This is a genomic window from Pseudomonas sp. MS646 (assembly GCF_036693845.1).
Lineage (GTDB): Bacteria > Pseudomonadota > Gammaproteobacteria > Pseudomonadales > Pseudomonadaceae > Aquipseudomonas > Aquipseudomonas chlororaphis_E.
The window spans coordinates 3,505,373-3,524,479 of the sequence record NZ_CP144763.1 but is presented as its reverse complement, the minus strand read 5'-3'; the positions used below and the strand labels follow the sequence as shown (position 1 = coordinate 3,524,479).

General features: G+C 62.9%; 18 protein-coding genes. 12 read left to right on the top strand and 6 right to left on the bottom strand.

Features of this window, described 5'->3' with window-relative positions:
- Positions 1-8: 8 nt before the first annotated feature.
- Together V3H56_RS15400 and gloB are read right to left on the bottom strand one after the other, a co-directional pair.
- A complete protein-coding gene (locus tag V3H56_RS15400; RefSeq protein WP_042729979.1) occupies positions 9-1,457 on the bottom strand; it encodes a transglycosylase SLT domain-containing protein in 1,449 nt (482 codons plus the stop codon).
- A 99-nt stretch (positions 1,458-1,556) separates the two neighbouring features.
- Positions 1,557-2,324: a hydroxyacylglutathione hydrolase gene (gene gloB, locus V3H56_RS15395; RefSeq protein WP_338473559.1), complete on the bottom strand. Its 768-nt coding sequence runs from the start codon at positions 2,322-2,324 to the stop codon at positions 1,557-1,559.
- 65 nt (positions 2,325-2,389) lie between these two features.
- Here gloB and V3H56_RS15390 point away from each other — a divergent pair, with 65 nt between their 5' ends.
- Complete coding sequence (locus V3H56_RS15390; RefSeq protein ID WP_042729980.1) at positions 2,390-3,148, top strand: methyltransferase domain-containing protein; 759 nt, start codon at positions 2,390-2,392, stop codon at positions 3,146-3,148.
- Positions 3,149-3,239: 91 nt separating this feature from the next.
- The gene (gene rnhA / locus V3H56_RS15385) at positions 3,240-3,692 is read left to right on the top strand and encodes a ribonuclease HI (protein ID WP_042729981.1); all 453 of its coding nucleotides are present in this window, start codon (positions 3,240-3,242) and stop codon (positions 3,690-3,692) included.
- Between the two features lie 74 nt (positions 3,693-3,766).
- Here the strand turns inward: rnhA and V3H56_RS15380 are convergent, their stop codons facing one another.
- Positions 3,767-5,812, bottom strand: coding sequence for a patatin-like phospholipase family protein (locus tag V3H56_RS15380; RefSeq protein WP_338473558.1), 2,046 nt, complete (start codon positions 5,810-5,812; stop codon positions 3,767-3,769).
- A gap of 181 nt (positions 5,813-5,993) precedes the next feature.
- On the opposite strand from V3H56_RS15380, the gene dnaQ reads away from it, so the two are divergent.
- Both dnaQ and V3H56_RS15370 read left to right on the top strand, forming a co-directional pair.
- Complete coding sequence (gene dnaQ / locus V3H56_RS15375) at positions 5,994-6,740, top strand: DNA polymerase III subunit epsilon (RefSeq protein WP_042729983.1); 747 nt, start codon at positions 5,994-5,996, stop codon at positions 6,738-6,740.
- A gap of 205 nt (positions 6,741-6,945) precedes the next feature.
- Positions 6,946-7,560: a GNAT family N-acetyltransferase gene (locus tag V3H56_RS15370; RefSeq protein WP_042729984.1), complete on the top strand. Its 615-nt coding sequence runs from the start codon at positions 6,946-6,948 to the stop codon at positions 7,558-7,560.
- On the opposite strand, the gene V3H56_RS15365 is transcribed toward V3H56_RS15370, so the two are convergent.
- On the bottom strand, positions 7,526-8,419 hold the full coding sequence (locus V3H56_RS15365) for a LysR substrate-binding domain-containing protein (RefSeq protein WP_338473557.1): 894 nt from the start codon (positions 8,417-8,419) through the stop codon (positions 7,526-7,528). The two genes, V3H56_RS15370 and V3H56_RS15365, sit on opposite strands and share 35 nt — an antisense overlap.
- A gap of 227 nt (positions 8,420-8,646) precedes the next feature.
- The gene (locus V3H56_RS15360; RefSeq protein ID WP_053145339.1) at positions 8,647-8,880 is read right to left on the bottom strand and encodes a hypothetical protein; all 234 of its coding nucleotides are present in this window, start codon (positions 8,878-8,880) and stop codon (positions 8,647-8,649) included.
- A 184-nt stretch (positions 8,881-9,064) separates the two neighbouring features.
- Between V3H56_RS15360 and V3H56_RS15355 the strand changes: the two genes are divergently transcribed.
- Together V3H56_RS15355 and V3H56_RS15350 are read left to right on the top strand one after the other, a co-directional pair.
- Entirely contained in the window at positions 9,065-9,625 is a 561-nt protein-coding gene (locus V3H56_RS15355; protein ID WP_042729987.1) for an NADPH-dependent FMN reductase, read from the top strand.
- A 248-nt stretch (positions 9,626-9,873) separates the two neighbouring features.
- Positions 9,874-11,157, top strand: coding sequence for an arsenic transporter (locus V3H56_RS15350; RefSeq protein ID WP_042729988.1), 1,284 nt, complete (start codon positions 9,874-9,876; stop codon positions 11,155-11,157).
- Between the two features lie 130 nt (positions 11,158-11,287).
- Here V3H56_RS15350 and V3H56_RS15345 read toward each other — a convergent pair whose 3' ends face one another.
- A complete protein-coding gene (locus V3H56_RS15345) occupies positions 11,288-12,253 on the bottom strand; it encodes a DUF1853 family protein (RefSeq protein WP_212802654.1) in 966 nt (321 codons plus the stop codon).
- A gap of 105 nt (positions 12,254-12,358) precedes the next feature.
- On the opposite strand from V3H56_RS15345, the gene V3H56_RS15340 reads away from it, so the two are divergent.
- The 6 genes from V3H56_RS15340 (at position 12,359) to pepN (ending at position 18,934) form a co-directional block, all read left to right on the top strand.
- A complete protein-coding gene (locus tag V3H56_RS15340; protein ID WP_003180647.1) occupies positions 12,359-13,249 on the top strand; it encodes an NAD(+) kinase in 891 nt (296 codons plus the stop codon).
- Positions 13,246-14,220, top strand: coding sequence for a metallophosphoesterase (locus V3H56_RS15335; protein ID WP_185057668.1), 975 nt, complete (start codon positions 13,246-13,248; stop codon positions 14,218-14,220). Before V3H56_RS15340 ends, V3H56_RS15335 begins: the two co-directional genes overlap by 4 nt.
- Positions 14,217-15,092, top strand: coding sequence for a rhomboid family intramembrane serine protease (locus V3H56_RS15330; protein ID WP_123578976.1), 876 nt, complete (start codon positions 14,217-14,219; stop codon positions 15,090-15,092). The genes V3H56_RS15335 and V3H56_RS15330 overlap by 4 nt, the downstream gene beginning before the upstream one ends.
- An 83-nt stretch (positions 15,093-15,175) precedes the next feature.
- The gene (locus V3H56_RS15325) at positions 15,176-15,436 is read left to right on the top strand and encodes a DUF1315 family protein (RefSeq protein ID WP_042729992.1); all 261 of its coding nucleotides are present in this window, start codon (positions 15,176-15,178) and stop codon (positions 15,434-15,436) included.
- Complete coding sequence (locus V3H56_RS15320) at positions 15,433-16,263, top strand: DUF2797 domain-containing protein (RefSeq protein WP_042729993.1); 831 nt, start codon at positions 15,433-15,435, stop codon at positions 16,261-16,263. Before V3H56_RS15325 ends, V3H56_RS15320 begins: the two co-directional genes overlap by 4 nt.
- A gap of 13 nt (positions 16,264-16,276) precedes the next feature.
- Positions 16,277-18,934: an aminopeptidase N gene (pepN, locus tag V3H56_RS15315; RefSeq protein ID WP_338473556.1), complete on the top strand. Its 2,658-nt coding sequence runs from the start codon at positions 16,277-16,279 to the stop codon at positions 18,932-18,934.
- Positions 18,935-19,107: the final 173 nt, after the last annotated feature.

Sequence of the window (19,107 nt, the reverse complement as noted above, 5' to 3'; positions counted from 1 at the left end):
CATGACTGTCAGTGCGGGGAGTAGACCGTCAGCATCTGCCCGGGCTTGAGCGCCTTGCCCATCCGCGGGTTCCAGCGCTTGAGATGTTGCATCTCGACGTTGAAGCGTTTGGCCACCACGTACAGCGAGTCACCTTGCTTGACCTTGTACTGGGTCTGCTTCTTCTGGTCCTTGCTGTTGGCGGCCACCACGGTGTTGATGCGCTTGCCGTTGGCCTTGGGAGCCTTGGTGTCCTGCATCACCAGGGTCTGGCCAACCTTGAGTTTGTTGCCGCTCAGCTTGTTCCAGCGTTGCAGGTCCTTGGTCTGGACATTGTTGGCCTTGGCGATCTGGGCCAGGTTGTCGCCGCGCTTGACCCGGTAGCTGCGCCGGGCGCCTTCGACTTCGCTGTCGTCGGCGGTTTCGAAGACCGGTTTGAGCGAGCGCGGGCTGATCAACTCCTCCGGGCGCATGGTCGACAGGCTGGCGGTCAGCAACTGGGCCTTGGAGGTGGGTACGAGCAAATGTTGCGGGCCGTCGATCGTGGTGCGCTGCTTGAAGGCCGGGTTGAGCTGGAACAGCTCGTCCTCGTCGATATTGGCCACCGCCGCGACCTTGGACAGGTCCATGCGCTGGTTGATCTCGACGACCTGGAAGTAGGGTTCGTTGGCGATCGGGTTGAGGTTCACGCCATAGGCATCGGGGGCGAGCACCACCTGGGACAATGCCAGCAGCTTGGGCACATAGGCCTGGGTCTCGGCGGGCAGTGGCAGGTTCCAGTAGTCGGTGGGCAGGCCGAGCTTCTCGTTGCGCTCGATGGCGCGGCTGACCGTGCCTTCGCCGGCGTTGTAGGCCGCCAGGGCAAGCAGCCAGTCACCGTTGAACATGTCGTGCAGCCGCGTCAGGTAGTCCATGGCGGCCGTGGTGGATGCGGTGATGTCGCGGCGTCCGTCATAGAAACGGGTCTGGCGCAGGTTGAAATAACGCCCCGTGGACGGGATGAATTGCCATAGCCCCACCGCGTTGGCCCGGGAGTAGGCCATGGGGTTGTAGGCGCTTTCGATCACTGGCAGCAGGGCCAGCTCCAACGGCATGTTGCGTTCTTCGAGGCGTTCGACGATGTAGTGGATGTAGAGGCTGCCGCGTTCACCGGCCCCTTCGAGGAACGACGGGTTGCTGGCGAACCAGAGCCGCTGCTGCTCGATACGGGGATTGACGCCGGCCGTTTCCTGCAACTGGAAGCCCTGGCGCATGCGCTCCCAGACATCCTGGGGCACCTGGGGACTGGGTTTTTCGCTGAGCCACAACGGCTTCTGCTTGGCCCGGGCAGCGAGGTTCGGCGTGTGGGCCGCGTCGGTTTGCGGCACCTGGCTCGTGCTCTGGCAGCCCGCCAGCGTGGCGGACACAGCCACCGCGATGGCCTGGGCCAAGCGGGTCAATGTGTCTGACTGGGCGGACCTGCGTATAGATGACGACATTGGCTGGAAGTAAGTTCCGGGCGAAAATGTCGGGCGATTCTAGAAAGCGCACCCCAACAGGTCAACCATTCAGAATTTTTGTATCAATCGGTAGCGCCCTTAGAACGTATCTTTCCAAGCCCTCAAGGCCGCAAAAACCTCACTCGGCGTCTGGTTTCGCTGGCCGCTCCGTTCGTCTGCTTTTTGTTTAACGGATGTTTCAGTGGTGCGCAGGAACGGATTGGTGAGTTTTTCCAAGGCCAGGGTCGAGGGCAGGGTGGTGACGCCGTCGCTGCGTTGTTGGCTGACTTTGGCCAGGCGCGCGGCGATGTCAGGGTTGTCCGGCTCGACGGCCGCGGCGAATTTCAGGTTGCTGAGGGTGTACTCGTGGGTGCAGTAGACCAGGGTGTCTTCAGGCAGCGCGGCGAGGCGGCTGAGGGAGTGATGCATCTGCGCCGGGGTGCCTTCGAACAGGCGGCCGCAGCCGGCGGCGAACAAGGTGTCGCCACAGAACAGCAAGCCGTGGTGGTAGTAGGCGATATGTCCCAGGGTGTGGCCGGGCACGGCGAAGACCTCGAAGTCCCAGCCCAGCACGTTGACCCTGTCGTGGTCGTTCAGCGCGGTGTCGCGCGCCGGGATGTTCTCGCCAGCCGGGCCGTGGACGGTGGCGCCCGTCGCCTTTTTCAGCGCCTGCACGCCGCCGACGTGATCATGGTGATGATGGGTGATCAGGATGTCGCCCAGTACCCAGCCGGGGTGCGCATCGAGCCATGCCTGGACCGGTGCGGCATCGCCCGGGTCGACCACCGCGCAACGCCGGGTCGAGTGATCCTGTAACAACCAGATGTAGTTATCGGTGAACGCGGGCAGGGCACTGATCTGTATCATCGCGGAATTCGCCAAGCTGAAAACAAAGGCGCATCTTAGAACTTCCTGACGCGTTGGAGAATGCAATGACTGATGAAGCGTTCGCCCAGGCCGATCCCGACTGGCTGGCGTTGATCAGCGCCGCCCGTGAATGGCTGTCCGGTCCTGTCGGGCAATTTTTGCTGGATGAAGAACGACGCATGCTCGAAGACGAGCTGGGCCGGTTCTTTGGTGGCTACCTGGTGCACTACGGGCCTTCGGCGCAGACGCCGCCGTCGGCGCCGCAGGTCCAGCGCAACGTGCGCCTGGGCGCGCCCTTGCCCGGGGTGGAAATTGTCTGCGAGGAACAGGCCTGGCCGCTCAGCGAGCACGCCGCCGATGTGGTGGTCATGCAGCATGGCCTGGACTTCTGCCTGTCGCCCCATGGCTTGTTGCGTGAAGCGGCGAGCAGCGTGCGCCCCGGCGGGCACCTGCTGATCATCGGTATCAACCCCTGGAGCAGTTGGGGCCTGCGCCGCGTCTTCGCCCAGGACGCCTTGCGCCAGGCCCGTTGCATCTCGGCCTCGCGGGTGGGCGACTGGCTCAACCTGCTCGGTTTCGCGCTGGAGAAACGCCGCTTCGGGTGCTATCGTCCGCCGCTTGCGTCGCCCAAGTGGCAGGCCCGCCTGGCCGGCTGGGAGCGCAAGGCCGGTGACTGGCAACTGTCCGGCGGCGGTTTCTACCTGCTGGTGGCGCGCAAGATCGCCGTAGGGCTGCGCCCGGTACGCCAGGTGCGCCGCGAGCCGATGGGCAAGCTGATTCCCTTGCCCATGGCCAAGGTCAATCGTCGCCACATCGAGCCGTAAACCTTTTTCTGATGATCGGCCGACATTTCGGTCACGGGCGTCGTTGGCTTCGACCAGCGGGCCTTTGCATTTTTTTCCTGGATAGATTGGCATGAGCGATAGCGTAGAACTCTTTACTGACGGCGCCTGCAAGGGCAACCCTGGCCCAGGCGGCTGGGGCGCGTTGCTGGTGTGCAAGGGCGTGGAGAAGGAGCTCTGGGGCGGCGAAGCCAATACCACCAACAATCGCATGGAACTGATGGGCGCCATTCGTGGCCTGGAAGAGCTCAAGCGGCCGTGCGACGTGCTGCTGGTGACCGACTCGCAGTACGTGATGAAGGGAATCAACGAATGGATGGCCAACTGGAAGAAGCGTGGCTGGAAGACGGCCGCGAAGGAACCGGTGAAGAACGCCGACCTGTGGAAACAGCTGGATGAGCAGGTCAACCGCCACAACGTCACCTGGAAATGGGTGCGCGGCCACATCGGTCACGCGGGTAACGAGCGGGCCGACCAGTTGGCCAACCGCGGAGTGGATGAAGTGCGGGGCTACAAGCAGGGCTGACACCGCGGCTGTGCTGCCCAGACCACGCCAGCCTTCACGGGCCGGCGTGGCTCAACTTCTGGCGGTCAACGGCATCAGAACCCCGTGGTGTTGATGGACACGTCGGGTTTTGGATGCCAGGGATTGAAGGGCTCCCCAGCGGGGCCCTGTTCCGAGAGCGTGATCCGGCGGCCAATGTCATAACCCAGCGCTCGGTGACCGTTGACCTGCGTTCTGGGGTAATTGATGTCCTGGGTCGCCACTTGCGGAAAGCGATCACATTCGCCAAGCCATTGGTGTTTGCACGCAGACAATCCCTGCTGGTAGAGCCAGACCGCTTCGCAGGAAAAGTCATTGTCGCCATCGCAGTTCGACAACCGGCGACTCCAGTCCGGGTTTGGCGGCATGGACGCTTCCTGGGTCGACAGTTTGACGTACAGAACCCGGATCCGGTTTTCGGGCGTGCACCCTTGGTCGGGGCAGATATCGAACCGAAAGAAGGGGTTGGATTTAACGAAGTTGAATCCAATATCCTTGCGGCTAAACGTTTCACAGGCATCGGCGTCGAGAAACTTGTCCGGGACGGTGGCCGAGCCTTCTACCTTGTAGAACTTCAGTCCTTCCTCCTTGCCCAGATGGCACCGCAAGCGCTGCAAGGCGTCGAACACGGCCATCCGCTGGTCGCCCTGGCTGGTGGCTTCGTGTTCTGCGTCAACCGTGATGATGTTCTTGACCCGTCTTTTCACCAGGGCGTAGAGCCCGAGGTTTTCCGAGTGCCCACCGTCACTGAGGTAAACCGAGTCTCGAGTTTCGTCATATCGCCGGTTGGTGGCGAAGTAGAAAGGGAACGGCAGGGCTTTGTGCCAAGCGCGAGTGGCCGGCTCAACCCTGGGGTTTGCCACGTACCGGCCGAGCGACAGATTCAGGGCGTCGGCCAGCGCATCCACGGGGACATAGGCCAGGGGCTGGTCGGTCAGTTTAAGGTCGTCGACAGCGGCGCCCGACATCATGACGGCTTCGGAGAGCCTGGGCGCGCGGGCGGGGTAGCAAGGTACTCCGTAGGTTGCCCTCTTTGTGTCGTCCTGATAGTCGCAGTAGCCAAACGCGGTATTGCCGTAGGCCAGCGGTGAAAACTCATAGACGACGCTCGCCAGGTCGGAGTTGAAGCCCGCGAAGTCGGCGGTGCGCAGCCATTCGACGCTGCCTCCGTAGGCGGCGGTGGTGTTGACGATGAAAAACGGTATCTCACCGCGTTTTGCCGCGTCCGCCAATTCGCCGTAACTGGGCGGCGCGTCTTTTAAGGTTGAATGCCAGTCTGTCGGATAGGCCGCGAACGTCCGGTCGATCCCGTGCTGGTAGGCCGACTCCCAAGGGTTCAAGTTGACCTGCCACCTGAAGAGGCCGTTCGCGAGAATATTGAGGGGCACGGAAGGCACCCAGACCGCCCCGCGTCCGACCATTTCGCCGATGTAGCTGCTCTGGTTGATAAACGCGCCGTAATTCGAATCCTGCGTCCTGGTGATCAGGTAGCTGTTGTTTTCAAGGTAGGTCTGGAACCGTCTGGTTGTTTGATCGGCATGGTGGGGGCGCGCCATGGGTTCGATGTCCGGGCTATCCCGCACGGCCTTGTACACGTAATAGCTTTTGAACAACTCGTCAGGCGTGACAGTGTGTGCGGTGTAGTGCCTGGCGCCGAAGAGCTGGTGGGTGAGCCATAAGTTGGCATAACTGCCGCCTGATACCGAAGAGACAATGTCGATCTTGTCGAGCAGCCCCTGTTTTTGCAGGCCCGCGAGAACCCCGATGGAAAATGTCGCCGAGCGCATCCCGCCGCCAGACAGGGACAGGCCGAGTTCCGGGCGATAGCCGGCGATTTCCTGCCCGGTACAGGGGGCGTCGATGGCGTTGGGTGGCGTGTGAAGCTGTTGCCGATACGAGCGCAGGAGGCAATTCTCGGCCGCCCTCAGCGCCGCGCTTCTTTCTTCGTAGCGTGCCGGATCGGGTTGCTCGCCGTCGGTACGGCCGAGGTTGGGCTTATCGTCGATCGACGCGCAACCGGATAACAGGGCGAGGGTGAACGTTGCCCACTTCGTGGCGCCAGCGCCGAGTGTTTTTTCATGGGGTCGAGGGATGTGATACATGTCACGCTCCTTAGGGACCTGGCGTTGAGCGAAGGCCAGTGGCGTGAGGCTAGCACCTGGGTGGCTTAGTGCCACTGAGCCATCATTCATTTGCACCAGCCGGGTCTCGGGAATCCCTTGGCGAAGGGAGCGTGCTAACATCCGCGCTTTTGCAAGCCTGCCCGTTGAGAGCTGAACACTGATGGCCAACAGATCTGTTGTACTGGATACCGAAACCACCGGCATGCCGGTGACCGATGGTCACCGGATTATCGAAATCGGTTGTGTCGAGCTGATTGGCCGGCGCCTGACCGGTCGCCATTTCCACGTTTACCTGCAACCGGACCGCGAGAGTGACGAGGGCGCCATTGGCGTCCACGGCATCACCAACGAGTTCCTGGTGGGCAAGCCGCGGTTTGCCGAAGTGGCCGATGAGTTCTTCGAATTCATCAAGGGCGCGCAGTTGATCATCCACAACGCGGCGTTCGACGTTGGGTTCATCAACAACGAATTCGCGCTGATGGGCCAGCATGACCGCGCCGACATCAGCCAGCATTGCACCATCCTCGATACCCTGGTGATGGCCCGGGAGCGGCACCCGGGGCAGCGCAACAGCCTCGACGCCTTGTGCAAGCGCTACGACGTCGACAACTCCGGCCGTGAGCTGCACGGCGCCTTGCTCGACTCGGAAATTCTGGCCGACGTCTACCTGACCATGACCGGCGGGCAGACCAGCCTGTCCCTGGCGGGCAACGCCTCCGATGGCAACGGTTCGGGCGAGGGGTCGGGCAACCAGGCCACGGAAATCCGTCGCCTGCCGGCAGACCGCCGTCCCGCCCGGATCATTCGTGCCAGCGAAAGCGACCTGGCCGAACATGCCGCGCGTCTGGAAGCCATCGCCAAGTCGGCCGGTGCTCCGGCACTGTGGACGCAGTTGGCTGAGGCTTGAGGGCTTTGGCGCATAAATGCCTGTGGGCGCGAGCCCGCTCGCTCCCGCGGACCCACCTTGTTCATTCGCCACAATCGCCATGACCTTCTAACCTCAGGTTACGGGCAGGCTACGGATCCCGCTTGATGAGTGAAGATTTGAAAGACCAGGGCAATGGATGGCTATGCGCCGTTGGTTGTCTCAAGGAATGAGGACGTTTCCCAGTATGCAACCGGTCATGAATCCCAAGCACCCCGGGCTGTCGGTGCGCATTGTCGATGACGGTTTCGCTGCCTATATCTGGGGCAGTGACTTCAGCTTCGAGGTCAGTGACTACGGCACGGCGCAGGTCGGTCGCCCGGTGAGCCAGTGGCCGGTGACGCCGATCGTTCCCTATCGCAAGTGCTATGGCATCGATCCCGAGGAGTTCAGCAGCTTCCGCGATGCTCCGGACAGCGAAATCTTCATGGCGTACCTGGATGACCAGCCGGTGGGGCACTTGGTGGTCAGTACTAACTGGAACGGGTTCGCCCACATCGACGAGCTGGCGGTGCATGCCCCGGCCCGTCGCCATGGGGTGGCCAAGGCCTTGCTCGACGTCGCGCAGTTCTGGAGTCGCAAGAAAAAGCTGCCGGGCATCATGCTGGAAACCCAGAACAACAACCTGGGCGCGTGCCGGCTCTACGAGCGTTGCGGTTACGTACTGGGTGGGATCGATCACCTGCGCTATCGCGGCATCGACCGCCACACCGCCGAGGTGGCGCTGTTCTGGTATCGGCTGTTCGACGATCCGCTGGGCATGGCGATCAGTGGCCCAGCAGCGCCTCGGCTTGTTCCTTGACCCGTTCGAGCAGTGATTCAAGGGCGGGCGAGGGCTCGCGGCCTTTGAGGCTCAATGCATAAAGGTCAATCAGGATGGCGGGTGCCAGCGGGCAGGTGTCCAGGCCCGCGCTCTTGGCGCCCGACGCGGTAAAAGGGTCGACGATGGCCAGGCCTTCGCCGGCCTCGACCATGGCCCGCATCATCTGGTGGGTCTGGACGCGGATCTGGATCACCGGTGCCGGGCGCAACGCCGCCAACTTGTGCTCGAACGCCGGGCTCAACGGGTCGTGCCCTTCGAGCCCCACCAATGATTGTCCCGCCAGGTCCTGGAGCGAAATGTACTTCTGCCGCGGTTGCAGCCAGCCATGGGGAGCCAGCAACTGCAGTTTGCCCTGGGCGATCACCTGGCAATGGATGTCGGGATGTTCCGGGTTGTGCAGGCTGAGGCCCAGGTCGCTTTCGCGCAGGAGCAAGCTCTGGACGATGCCGCGGGTTGGCTGGCTGAGCAGGGTACAAGGGGCATCCGCGAAGCGTCGGCGCAGAGCGGCGATGCTCTGGGGCAACAATTGCTGGGCCAAGGGCGGGGTGCAGATGATGCGCAGTGGCGGCGCCTGGTAGTGTTTCAGGCTGCTGGCCAGCCGCTGCACCGGTTCGAGGGTGTCGTACACCCGCGTGATGCCGTCGCGCAGTTCGAGGGTTTCCCGGGTGGCCTGCAAGCGTCCGCGCACACTGGCAAACAGCATGAACCCCAGTTGGGCCTCGGCATCACGCAGAATTGCCTCGACCTCTGCCACTGGCAGTTGCAGCCATTCGGCCGCTGTGCCGAGATGACCGGTCTGCAGCAGCGCCTGGATCACTTCGATGTGGCGTAAACGCATGCAAGAAGTCCGTGTTCGGCGGATAAGCCATTGGGTGGCCGAATCCTAGGCTCTGTTTGAAAAGTCTTGAGACGAAGGTCAGGCAAGGCGAAAACCGGCGAGGAAGCGGAGGTTACTGGAGTAAGTGAGCATTCCGAGCCGGTTTTCAACGCAGCATGAACGAGTATCAAGGCTTTTCAGACAGAGCCTAACCCAAGTCCGGGCATGACTTCTGCTCATAACAACGGTTACGAGGCGATTAGCGTTTCAGGTTCGCGGATGAGCTCGATACCCGACTGCACCAGCAGGAAGCGGTCTTCGTCGAGTTTGTTGACGCGATCACCAATGGCCAGCTTATAAGTGGTGACAGGCTCCTTGCCGTATCCCTCGGGCGACGGGGTCGATTCCTGGAACTCATGCACCGAATAGACGCGGCCTTCGGCGTCTCGCGCATGGAATTGTCCGACAAGTACTGCTGCCATTGCTTAGAACCTCTGGAAATAGATCACTCGATTTGCGGTTCTGTAGACCTTGGTCTATCGCGGTAAGTTTTCCCACAAGAAAAAAATAGTCCAGCCGGCCGGATTTCGTCGCTCCACTGGTCCAAATGTAACGCCGATCATCTATAACTACAGATCCTTTGAGCCGACAGTCGAGAAGCCTCTCATGAGTAATGTCTACACCGTGGCCGTTTTGGTGGGCAGCCTGCGCAAGGCGTCGATCAACCGCAAGATCGCCCTGGCCCTGGCCGACCTGGCACCCGCCAACTTGAAGCTGGAGATCGTCGAGATTGGCGACTTGCCCCTCTACAACGAAGACATCGACGTGACGCCGGCACCGGCCGCCTACGCGACATTCCGCCAGCGGGTGGGCGCGGCCGATGCGCTGTTGTTCGTCACCCCGGAGTACAACCGTTCGGTGCCGGCACCGTTGAAAAATGCCATCGACGTGGGCTCGCGTCCTTACGGCCAGAGTTGCCTGAGCGGCAAGCCGGGCGCGGTGATCAGTGCTTCGCCGGGTGCCATCGGTGGCTTCGGCGCCAATCACCATTTGCGCCAGTCCCTGGTGTTCCTCGATGTGCCCTGCATGCAGCAACCGGAAGGCTACCTGAGCGGCGCCGGTACGGCGTTCGACGAGGCGGGCCAGTTGTCGGAGTCGCTGAAGCCGTTCCTGCAGAAATTTATCGCGGCCTATGGCCAGTGGGTCGAGCAGCATAAAAAGGCCTGAACCCCGGGGCCTCAGGCGGTCTTCTGTGGCGAGGGGATTTATCCCCGTTGGGGCGCGAAGCGCCCCCTTCAATCTGTCTGAAACACCGTTGCTCAACTTTTTGGGGCTGCTTTGCAGCCCATCGGGGATAAATCCCCTCGCCACAAAAGTGCTCTGCGCGCTCGATCCTGGCTTTACCGAATGTCTAGGTTTACCTATATTCGCCCCTCTTCCCCCCTCAGCTATCCCTCTGCGCAAGGCTGTAACGCATGCTCATCGCGTCATTGATTTTCCTGCTGACCATTACGCTGGTGATCTGGCAACCCAAAGGCCTTGGCGTTGGCTGGAGCGCGACGCTCGGCGCGTTGTTGGCCCTGTTGAGCGGGGTGGTGCACCTGGCCGACATCCCGTTGGTGTGGCAGATCATCTGGAACGCCACCGGCACGTTCGTCGCGTTGATCATCATCAGCCTGTTGCTGGACGAGGCGGGGTTCTTCGCCTGGGCGGCCCTGCACGTGGCCCGATGGGGTCGGGGCAGCGGGCGCAAGCTGTTTGCCTACATGGTGTTGCTCGGGGCGCTGGTGTCGGCGCTGTTTGCCAACGACGGGGCGGCGTTGATCCTGACGCCGATCGTGATCTCGATGCTCCTGGCGCTGCGCTTTTCCCCGGCGGCGACCCTGGCGTTCGTGATGGGCGCCGGCTTCATCGCCGACACCGCGAGTCTGCCGCTGGTGGTGTCGAACCTGGTGAACATCGTGTCGGCAGACTTTTTCGGCATCGGCTTCAACCGCTATGCGGCGGTCATGGTGCCGGTGAACCTGGTGAGCGTGGCGGCCAGCCTGGGGATTCTGCTGTGGTTCTTCCGGCGCGACATTCCCGGCGATTATGACCCGCAACAACTGGACGATCCGGCCACGGCGATCCACGACAAGGCGACGTTCTATGCCGGTTGGGCGGTGCTGGTGATCCTGCTGGTGGGCTGCTTTGCCCTAGAGCCGCTGGGCATTCCCATCAGTGCGATCTCGGCGGTGTGCGCCGCGTTGCTGCTGGGCGTGGCGGCCCGCGGCCACAAAATTTCCACCCGCAAGGCGATGAAGGAAGCGCCGTGGCAGATCGTGATCTTCTCCCTCGGCATGTACCTGGTGGTCTATGGCCTGCGCAACGCCGGGCTGACCGGCTATCTCGCCCATTGGCTCGACAGCTTTGCCGCGTACGGCGTATGGGGCGCGGCCATGGGCACCGGCGTGCTGACGGCGCTGCTGTCGTCGGTGATGAACAACCTGCCGACGGTGCTGATCGGTGCCTTGTCCATCGACGCCAGCCAGGCCACCGGGGCGGTGAAGGAGGCGATGATCTACGCCAACGTGATCGGCAGCGACCTGGGCCCGAAAATCACCCCGATCGGCAGCCTGGCCACCTTGCTCTGGCTGCATGTGCTGGCGCGCAAGGACATTCGCATCGGCTGGGGCTATTACTTCAAGGTCGGGATCGTGCTGACGGCACCGGTGTTGCTGGTGACGTTGGCGGCGCTGGCTGTGCGGTTGTCCTTCTAAAGCGAGGTGGCCGCCTTCGCGGGCAAGCCCGCTCCCACAATGACCGCAGCGCCTGCAATCTTGCTGGCAACCACAGAACCCTGTGGGAGCGGGCTTGCCCGCGAAGGCGGCCATCCAGGCACAGCAACGTTCAGCCATTACCCGGCACAGCCGGCCAGAGATCCGCCACCAGGAACACCCGCTCGGCTTCTTCCCACTCGCCCGCGCTGTTTTCCCCCAGGCGCACCAGCAATTGCGCTGGCGCCATCGGGTCCAGGGCCTGTCGCCAGGCTTGCAGTTGTGCGCTGCTCCAGGTCTGTTCGGCCGGATAATGCGCCGGGGCCAGCCAGGCGGCGCGGGGCAGGGGTTGCCAGCGCCCTGGCGGACGTTGGGCGACGAATGCCGGCCAATCGCGCTGATGCAACCAACTGCCGCGCAGATGCCGGGGGTGGGCGCCCAAGGGTGGTTCGGCGTGGTTCGGCCAGGGGTAGAGCAGATAGCCGCCCAGCCAGAGTTCGGAGTGCAGCCGCTCGTCGCCTGAGGGTTCGATGCCCAGCGCCGCCAGGGCCTCACGGCTTTCCGGGCGCGCCGAGATCGGCAACTGGTGTTCGCGCAGGTGCGCCAGTTTACGGTCGAGCCGGTCATGGCTGCCCGGGCCCAGCCATTGCGCGGCGTCTTGCCCATCGCCCTGTTGAGGGCCCAGGTACAGCTTGATCGCCAGTTCCAGGTGATGAATGCCGTCGTCGTCGCGCAACAACAGGTCCAGTTCCCCCAGCGTATGGCCCTCGCGCCGGATCGGCAGGTTCGCGGCGATCAGTTCGATGCCCGGTGCGTGCTGTACGGCGAACTGCCACAACCTTTCGTAATACAGCCCCAGGCGTCGCGTCCGTCCCTGTGACAACCACTGCAGCAACGAATAGCTGTCGCGGTCCAGCTGCCTGAGCCAGTGTTCCAGTCGGTCGGGGTTTCGCACCCAATCGCTGCGGGTCAGCGGATGGCGCTGGGGCCAGGGCGTGTCGATGAGCATCGGTGGGGCCAGCAGCGCCCACGCCAGGTCGCGCACCTCGGGGTGGCGCAGGCGACGGGGCAGGTCCAGTAATTCAGGGAACAGGATCATTTTGCGAGCATAGCTGCTGCGGCGAAGGCTTAAAGAATTTTGTCTATGGAGCGCTTTCGCCCATAATCGTGATTTTCGCCCGCCGCAGACCCTCGCAGGAGCCTCATGGAGCAATTTCGCAATATCGGCATCATCGGTCGCCTGGGCAGTTCACAGGTGTTGGACACCGTTCGCCGTCTCAAACGTTTCCTCCTGGAGCGACACCTGCATGTGATCCTCGAAGACACCATCGCCGAAGTGTTGCCCGGCCACGGCTTGCAAACGTCGTCGCGCAAGATGCTCGGCGAGGTTTGTGACATGGTGATCGTGGTTGGCGGTGATGGCAGCCTGCTGGGGGCTGCGCGGGCCCTGGCGCGGCACAATATCCCGGTGCTGGGGATCAACCGCGGCAGCCTGGGCTTCCTGACCGATATCCGGCCGGACGAGCTGGAGATCAAGGTCGCCGAGGTGCTGGACGGCCACTACCTGGTGGAAAACCGTTTCCTGCTGCAAGCCGAGGTGCGCCGGCACGCCGAAGCCATCGGCCAGGGCGACGCCCTCAACGACGTGGTGCTGCACCCGGGCAAGTCCACGCGGATGATCGAATTCGAGCTGTACATCGACGGCCAGTTCGTCTGCAGCCAGAAGGCCGACGGCCTGATCGTCGCCACGCCCACCGGTTCCACGGCCTACGCGCTGTCCGCCGGCGGCCCGATCATGCACCCCAAGCTCGACGCTATTGTGATTGTGCCCATGTACCCCCATACCTTGTCTGGGCGACCCATCGTGGTCGATGGCAACAGTGAGCTGAAAATCGTCGTGTCCAAGGATATGCAGATCTACCCGCAAGTGTCCTGTGACGGCCAGAACCATTTCACCTGCGCGCCGGGTGACACCATCACCGTCAGCAAGAAAGCGCAGAAGCTGCGCCTGATCCACCCGCTGGATCACAATTACTATGAAGTCTGCCGGACCAAGCTCGGCTGGGGCAGTCGGCTCGGAGGTGGAGGCGACTGATGCTCGATCCTGCGCGCAGTTACGATCTGATCGGTGACGTGCACGGATGCGCCCTGACTCTGGAACACCTGCTGGACCGACTCGGTTATCACAAGCAGGGCGGGGTCTGGCGACATCCGTCGCGCATGGCCGTGTTCCTGGGCGATATCATCGACCGTGGCCCGCGGATCCGCGAAGCGCTGCACATCGTCCACGACATGGTCGAGGCCGGCCAGGCGCTGTGCATCATGGGCAACCACGAATTCAACGCCCTGGGTTGGAGCACCCCGGCATTGCCCGGCAGCGGCCAGCGCTACGTGCGCGAGCACACCCCGCGCCACGCTCGCCTGCTGCACGAGACCCTGACGCAATTCGAGCAGCACCCCGGCGACTGGCATGACTTCCTCAAGTGGTTCTATGAATTGCCGCTGTTTGTCGACGCGGGCCGGTTCCGGGTTGTGCACGCCTGTTGGGACGCCGGCCTGATCGAACCGTTGCGCGGCCTGTTCCCTGACGGCTGCGTCGACGAGCACTTCCTCCAGGCGTCGGCGCAACCGGGCAGCTTCGCCTGCACGGTGTTCGATCGCCTGCTGCGCGGCACCGACATGCGCCTGCCCCACGGGATGACCCTCACCGGTGGCGATGGCCTGACCCGCTCGTTCTTCCGCACCAAGTTCTGGGAAGACGATCCCAAGACCTACGGCGACATCGTGTTCCAGCCCGACGCCTTGCCCGAGCCGGTGGCGCGCAGGCCATTGTCGGCCGACGAAAAGAACAACTTGTTGCGCTATGGCATCGATGAACCCCTGTTGTTCGTCGGCCACTATTGGCGCAGCGGCAAGCCCGCGCCGATCCGTCCGAACCTGGCGTGCCTGGACTACAGCGCGGTGCTTTACGGCAAGTTGGCGGCCTACCGGCTCGACCAGGAAACCCGCCTGGACCCGCATAAGTTCGTCTGGGTCGATGTCGAGCGGCCTGAGGTGATGCCGTGAACCTGGTCGCGGTGTTGCGTTTGCCGTTGACAGCGGACCTGAGCGGTTTCGTCACGTTGCTGCAACGCCTGCAGGTGCCACACCGGGTCAGCGAGGAGGCGGGCGAGCAAGTGCTCTGGGTGCCGGACGAGATGGGCGAAGATGTGCGCACCCTGTATGGCCGTTTTCCGCAGGGCGATCCCCAACAGACCCTGGAGCTGCCGGCCATCGGCCCTGCGCCGAAAAGACCGGGCGTCGTCGAGCAATTGACGCGAAGCCCGATGACCGCCCTGGTGTTGCTGTTGAGCCTGGTGGTCGGCGTCGTGACCCTGTTGGGCGAGAATCTCCAGGCATTGCGTTGGCTGACCTTCCTCGAATTTCGCGTTGCCGGTGACTACATCCAGTTCACCCCCCTGGCCGACAGCCTGGCGGCGGGGCAGTGGTGGCGCCTGGTGACACCGATGCTGATCCACTTCGGTTTCCTGCACATTGCCATGAATGGCCTGTGGTATTGGGACTTGGGGCGGCGGATCGAGGCGCGCCAGGGCGGCATCAATCTGTTGGGGCTGACGCTGCTGTTCAGCCTGGTGTCCAATTTCGTCCAGTACCTGGTCAGCGGCGCATCACTGTTCGGCGGTTTGTCCGGCGTGTTGTACGGCCTGCTGGGGCATTGCTGGATTTATCAATGGCTGGCGCCGAATCCGGTTTACCGCCTGCCCCGTGGCGTCCTGGCGATGATGCTGGGGTGGCTGGTGCTGTGCATGTCCGGGCTGGTTTCGCTGATCGGTTTCGGAGAAATCGCCAACGGCGCCCACGTGGGCGGTCTGCTCATCGGTTGCTTCACGGGCTTGTTGGGCGGGCTGTTCGCTCGCCGTAAAATGGCCCGACCATGATCCTGTGGCGAGGGAGCTCGCTCGCCACGAATGACCAATAGCCCACTTATCTTTATTGTCACTAACGAACGCGCGGAGAACCCATGTCCTCGTTCAACGAAATGATCCAGAACATCACCCCCGACATCTATCGCAGCCTGAAGCTGGCGGTGGAGATCGGCAAATGGGCCGATGGCAACAAACTCACCGCCGAACAGCGCGAGTTGTCGTTGCAGGCGATGATCGCCTGGGAAATCCAGAACCTGCCCGAAGAAGAGCGCACCGGTTACATGGGGCCGCAGGAATGCCAGTCCAAGGCGCACGAAGTGCCGAACATCCTGTTCAAGTCGGACGCCATCCATTGATCGAGATTGGCCGCGGTGCAATCAGCAAGATGTCGGCGCGCCTTGACGGGCCGAACGTTCACTATGCCTTGCGTCTGGGCGATCTCGAGGTGCCGGTCAATCCGTTGATCGGCAGCAGGGTGCGCCTGGAGTTCCTCGGTGCGATCCATTGCAGCCATTGCGGACGCCGGACCAAGACCAGCTTCAGCCAGGGGTATTGCTACCCGTGCATGACCAAGCTGGCGCAGTGCGATGTGTGCATCATGAGCCCCGAGCGCTGCCATTTCGAGGCGGGCACCTGCCGCGAGCCGGCATGGGGTGAGCAGTTTTGCATGACCGATCACGTGGTGTACCTGGCGAACTCGTCCGGCGTGAAGGTCGGCATCACCCGTGCCACCCAACTGCCGACCCGCTGGCTGGACCAGGGCGCGAGCCAGGCGTTGCCTATCCTGCGGGTCGCCACCCGTCAGCAGTCGGGGTTTGTCGAAGACCTGTTCCGCAGCCAGGTGGCGGACAAGACCAATTGGCGCGCCTTGCTCAAGGGCGACGCCGTGGCGGTGGACCTGCCGCAGATCCGCGATGCGCTGTTTGAAAGCTGCGCCCCGGGATTGCAGGGGTTGCAGGAACGATTCGGCTTGCAGGCGATCCAGACCATAGCGGACGTCGAACCCCTCGAGATCCGTTATCCGGTGGAGCAATACCCGACCAAGATCGTCAGCTTCAACCTGGACAAGGACCCGATCGCCGAAGGCACGTTGCTGGGGATCAAGGGCCAGTACCTGATTTTCGACACTGGCGTGATCAACATTCGTAAATACACGGCCTACCAGCTGGCCGTGCATCAGTAGAAGGATTCGACCCATGCGCACCGAACAACCGAAGATGATTTACCTGAAGGACTATCAGGCGCCCGAGTACCTGATCGACGAGACGCACCTGACCTTCGAGTTGTTCGAGGACCACAGCCTGGTCCATGCGCAACTGGTGATGCGCCGCAACCCCGAGCGCGGTGCCGGCCTGCCGCCGCTGGTGCTCGATGGCCAGCACCTGGAGCTGATTTCGATCAAGCTCGACGACACTGACCTGACTTCGGGTGACTATCAGTTGGACGACAGCCACCTGACCGTGCAGCCCAAGGCCCAGGCCTTTACCGTCGACACCACCGTCCGGATTCACCCGGAAACCAACACCGCCCTGGAAGGCCTGTACAAGTCCGGCGGCATGTTCTGCACCCAGTGCGAGGCCGAGGGTTTCCGCAAGATCACCTATTACCTCGACCGCCCGGACGTGATGAGCAAGTTCACCACCACCGTGGTGGCCGAGCAGCACAGCTACCCGGTGCTGCTGTCCAACGGCAACCCGATCGCCAGCGGTCCTGGCGAAGACGGTCGGCACTGGGCGACCTGGGAAGACCCGTTCAAGAAGCCGGCCTACCTGTTTGCCCTGGTGGCCGGTGACCTGTGGTGCGTCGAAGACACCTTCACCACGTCGAGCGAGCGCAGCGTGGCGCTGCGCATCTATGTCGAACCGGAAAACATCGACAAATGCCAGCACGCCATGACCAGCCTGAAGAAGTCGATGCGCTGGGACGAGCAGGTGTATGGCCGTGAGTACGACCTGGACATCTTCATGATTGTCGCGGTCAACGACTTCAACATGGGGGCCATGGAAAACAAGGGCCTGAACATCTTCAACTCCAGCGCCGTGCTGGCCCGCGCCGAAACCGCCACCGACGCCGCGCACCAGCGGGTCGAGGCGATCGTCGCCCACGAATACTTCCACAACTGGTCGGGCAACCGCGTGACCTGCCGCGACTGGTTCCAGTTGTCGCTCAAGGAAGGCTTCACGGTGTTCCGCGACGCCGGTTTCTCCGCCGACATGAACTCCGCCACTGTCAAACGCATCCAGGACGTGGCCTACCTGCGCACCCACCAGTTCGCCGAAGACGCCGGCCCCATGGCCCACCCAGTGCGTCCGGACAGCTTTATCGAGATTTCCAACTTCTACACCTTGACCGTGTACGAAAAGGGCTCGGAAGTGGTCGGCATGATCCACACGCTGCTGGGGGCGCAAGGGTTCCGCAAGGGCAGCGACCTTTACTTCGAGCGCCACGACGGCCAGGCCGTGACCTGTGATGATTTCATCAAGGCCATGGAGGACGCCAACGGCGTCGACCTGACCCAGTTCAAGCGCTGGTACAGCCAGGCCGGTACGCCACGGCTGGCGGTGACCGAGTCCTACGACGCGGCGGCTCGTACCTACAGCCTGACCTTCAGTCAAAGCTGCCCGCCAACCCCGGACAAGCAGGAAAAACTGCCGTTCGTGATTCCCGTCGAGCTGGGCCTGCTGGACCGCCAGGGCGCTGAGATACCCTTGCGCCTGGCCGGTGAAGCCGCCGCGAGCGGCACGTCGCGTGTCATCTCGGTGACCGAGGCCGAGCAGACCTTCACTTTTGTCGACATCGCCGAACAACCGCTGCCATCGCTGCTGCGCGGCTTCTCGGCACCGGTCAAGCTGAGCTTCCCGTACAACCGCGACCAGTTGATGTTCCTGATGCAGCACGACAGCGACGGTTTCAACCGCTGGGACGCCGGCCAGCAACTGTCGGTGCAGGTGTTGCAGGAGTTGATCGGCCAGCACCAGAAGGGGGCGAGCCTGGTGCTGGACCCGCGCCTGGTCACCGCATTGCGCACGGTGCTGTCGGACGAATCCCTGGACCAGGCCATGGTCGCGGAAATGCTTTCGCTGCCGAGCGAAGCCTACCTGACGGAAATCAGCGAAGTGGCGGACGTCGAGGCGATCCACGCCGCCCGCGAGTTCGCCCGCCAGCAGTTGGCCGAGAGCCTGTTCGAGGCCTTGTGGCTGCGCTACGAAGCCAACCGCGACCTGTCCAGGCGTACGCCGTACGTGGCCGAGGCCGAGCATTTCGCCCGGCGCGCCTTGCAGAACATTGCGCTGTCGTACCTGATGCTCACCGACAAGCCGCAGGTGTTGAGTGCCACGTTGGAGCAGTTCGACACCGCCGACAACATGACCGAACGCCTGACGGCGCTGGCGGTGCTGGTCAATTCGCCGTTCGAGGCCGAGAAGGCCCGCGCCCTGGAAGTGTTCGCGGAAAACTTCAAGGGCAACCCGCTGGTCATGGACCAATGGTTCAGCGTCCAGGCCGGCAGCCCGCTGCCCGGTGGCCTGGCGCGGGTCAAGGCGTTGATGGAACACCCGGCGTTCAATATCAAGAACCCGAACAAGGTGCGGGCGCTGATCGGCGCGTTTGCCGGGCAGAACCTGATCAACTTCCACGCCGCCGACGGCTCGGGCTATCGCTTCCTGGCCGACCTGGTCATCCAGCTCAACGGCTTCAACCCGCAGATCGCCTCGCGCCAGTTGGCGCCGCTGACCCGCTGGCGCAAGTACGACAGCGCTCGCCAGGCGCTGATGAAGGCCGAACTGGAGCGCATCCTGGCCTCCGGCGGGCTGTCCAGCGATGTGTTCGAGGTGGTGAGCAAGAGCCTGGCGTAAATCACCCGTCGTGGCGAGGGAGCTTGCTCCCGCTGGCCTGCGAAGCAGGCCCGATCCTGACTCACGTCTCGCTGGAAACAGTGGATGAATCAGGGCAGGGAGTCCTTCGGCCTCCAGCGGGAGCAAGCTCCCTCGCCACATCCATCATCCTCGCGAATACCTTCTGATTCACC

Bases quoted from the DNA above. Each gene is read 5' to 3' on its own strand.
- V3H56_RS15350 (WP_042729988.1), top strand. From the start codon at position 9,874: ATGCTCATCGCGTCATTGATTTTCCTGCTGACCATTACGCTGGTGATC.
- rnhA (WP_042729981.1), top strand. From the start codon at position 3,240: ATGAGCGATAGCGTAGAACTCTTTACTGACGGCGCCTGCAAGGGCAAC.
- V3H56_RS15380 (WP_338473558.1), bottom strand. From the start codon at position 5,812: ATGTATCACATCCCTCGACCCCATGAAAAAACACTCGGCGCTGGCGCC.
- V3H56_RS15355 (WP_042729987.1), top strand. From the start codon at position 9,065: ATGAGTAATGTCTACACCGTGGCCGTTTTGGTGGGCAGCCTGCGCAAG.
- V3H56_RS15370 (WP_042729984.1), top strand. From the start codon at position 6,946: ATGCAACCGGTCATGAATCCCAAGCACCCCGGGCTGTCGGTGCGCATT.
- V3H56_RS15400 (WP_042729979.1), bottom strand. From the start codon at position 1,457: ATGTCGTCATCTATACGCAGGTCCGCCCAGTCAGACACATTGACCCGC.
- pepN (WP_338473556.1), top strand. From the start codon at position 16,277: ATGCGCACCGAACAACCGAAGATGATTTACCTGAAGGACTATCAGGCG.
- V3H56_RS15390 (WP_042729980.1), top strand. From the start codon at position 2,390: ATGACTGATGAAGCGTTCGCCCAGGCCGATCCCGACTGGCTGGCGTTG.
- V3H56_RS15325 (WP_042729992.1), top strand. From the start codon at position 15,176: ATGTCCTCGTTCAACGAAATGATCCAGAACATCACCCCCGACATCTAT.
- V3H56_RS15360 (WP_053145339.1), bottom strand. From the start codon at position 8,880: ATGGCAGCAGTACTTGTCGGACAATTCCATGCGCGAGACGCCGAAGGC.
- V3H56_RS15345 (WP_212802654.1), bottom strand. From the start codon at position 12,253: ATGATCCTGTTCCCTGAATTACTGGACCTGCCCCGTCGCCTGCGCCAC.
- V3H56_RS15365 (WP_338473557.1), bottom strand. From the start codon at position 8,419: ATGCGTTTACGCCACATCGAAGTGATCCAGGCGCTGCTGCAGACCGGT.
- dnaQ (WP_042729983.1), top strand. From the start codon at position 5,994: ATGGCCAACAGATCTGTTGTACTGGATACCGAAACCACCGGCATGCCG.
- V3H56_RS15340 (WP_003180647.1), top strand. From the start codon at position 12,359: ATGGAGCAATTTCGCAATATCGGCATCATCGGTCGCCTGGGCAGTTCA.
- gloB (WP_338473559.1), bottom strand. From the start codon at position 2,324: ATGATACAGATCAGTGCCCTGCCCGCGTTCACCGATAACTACATCTGG.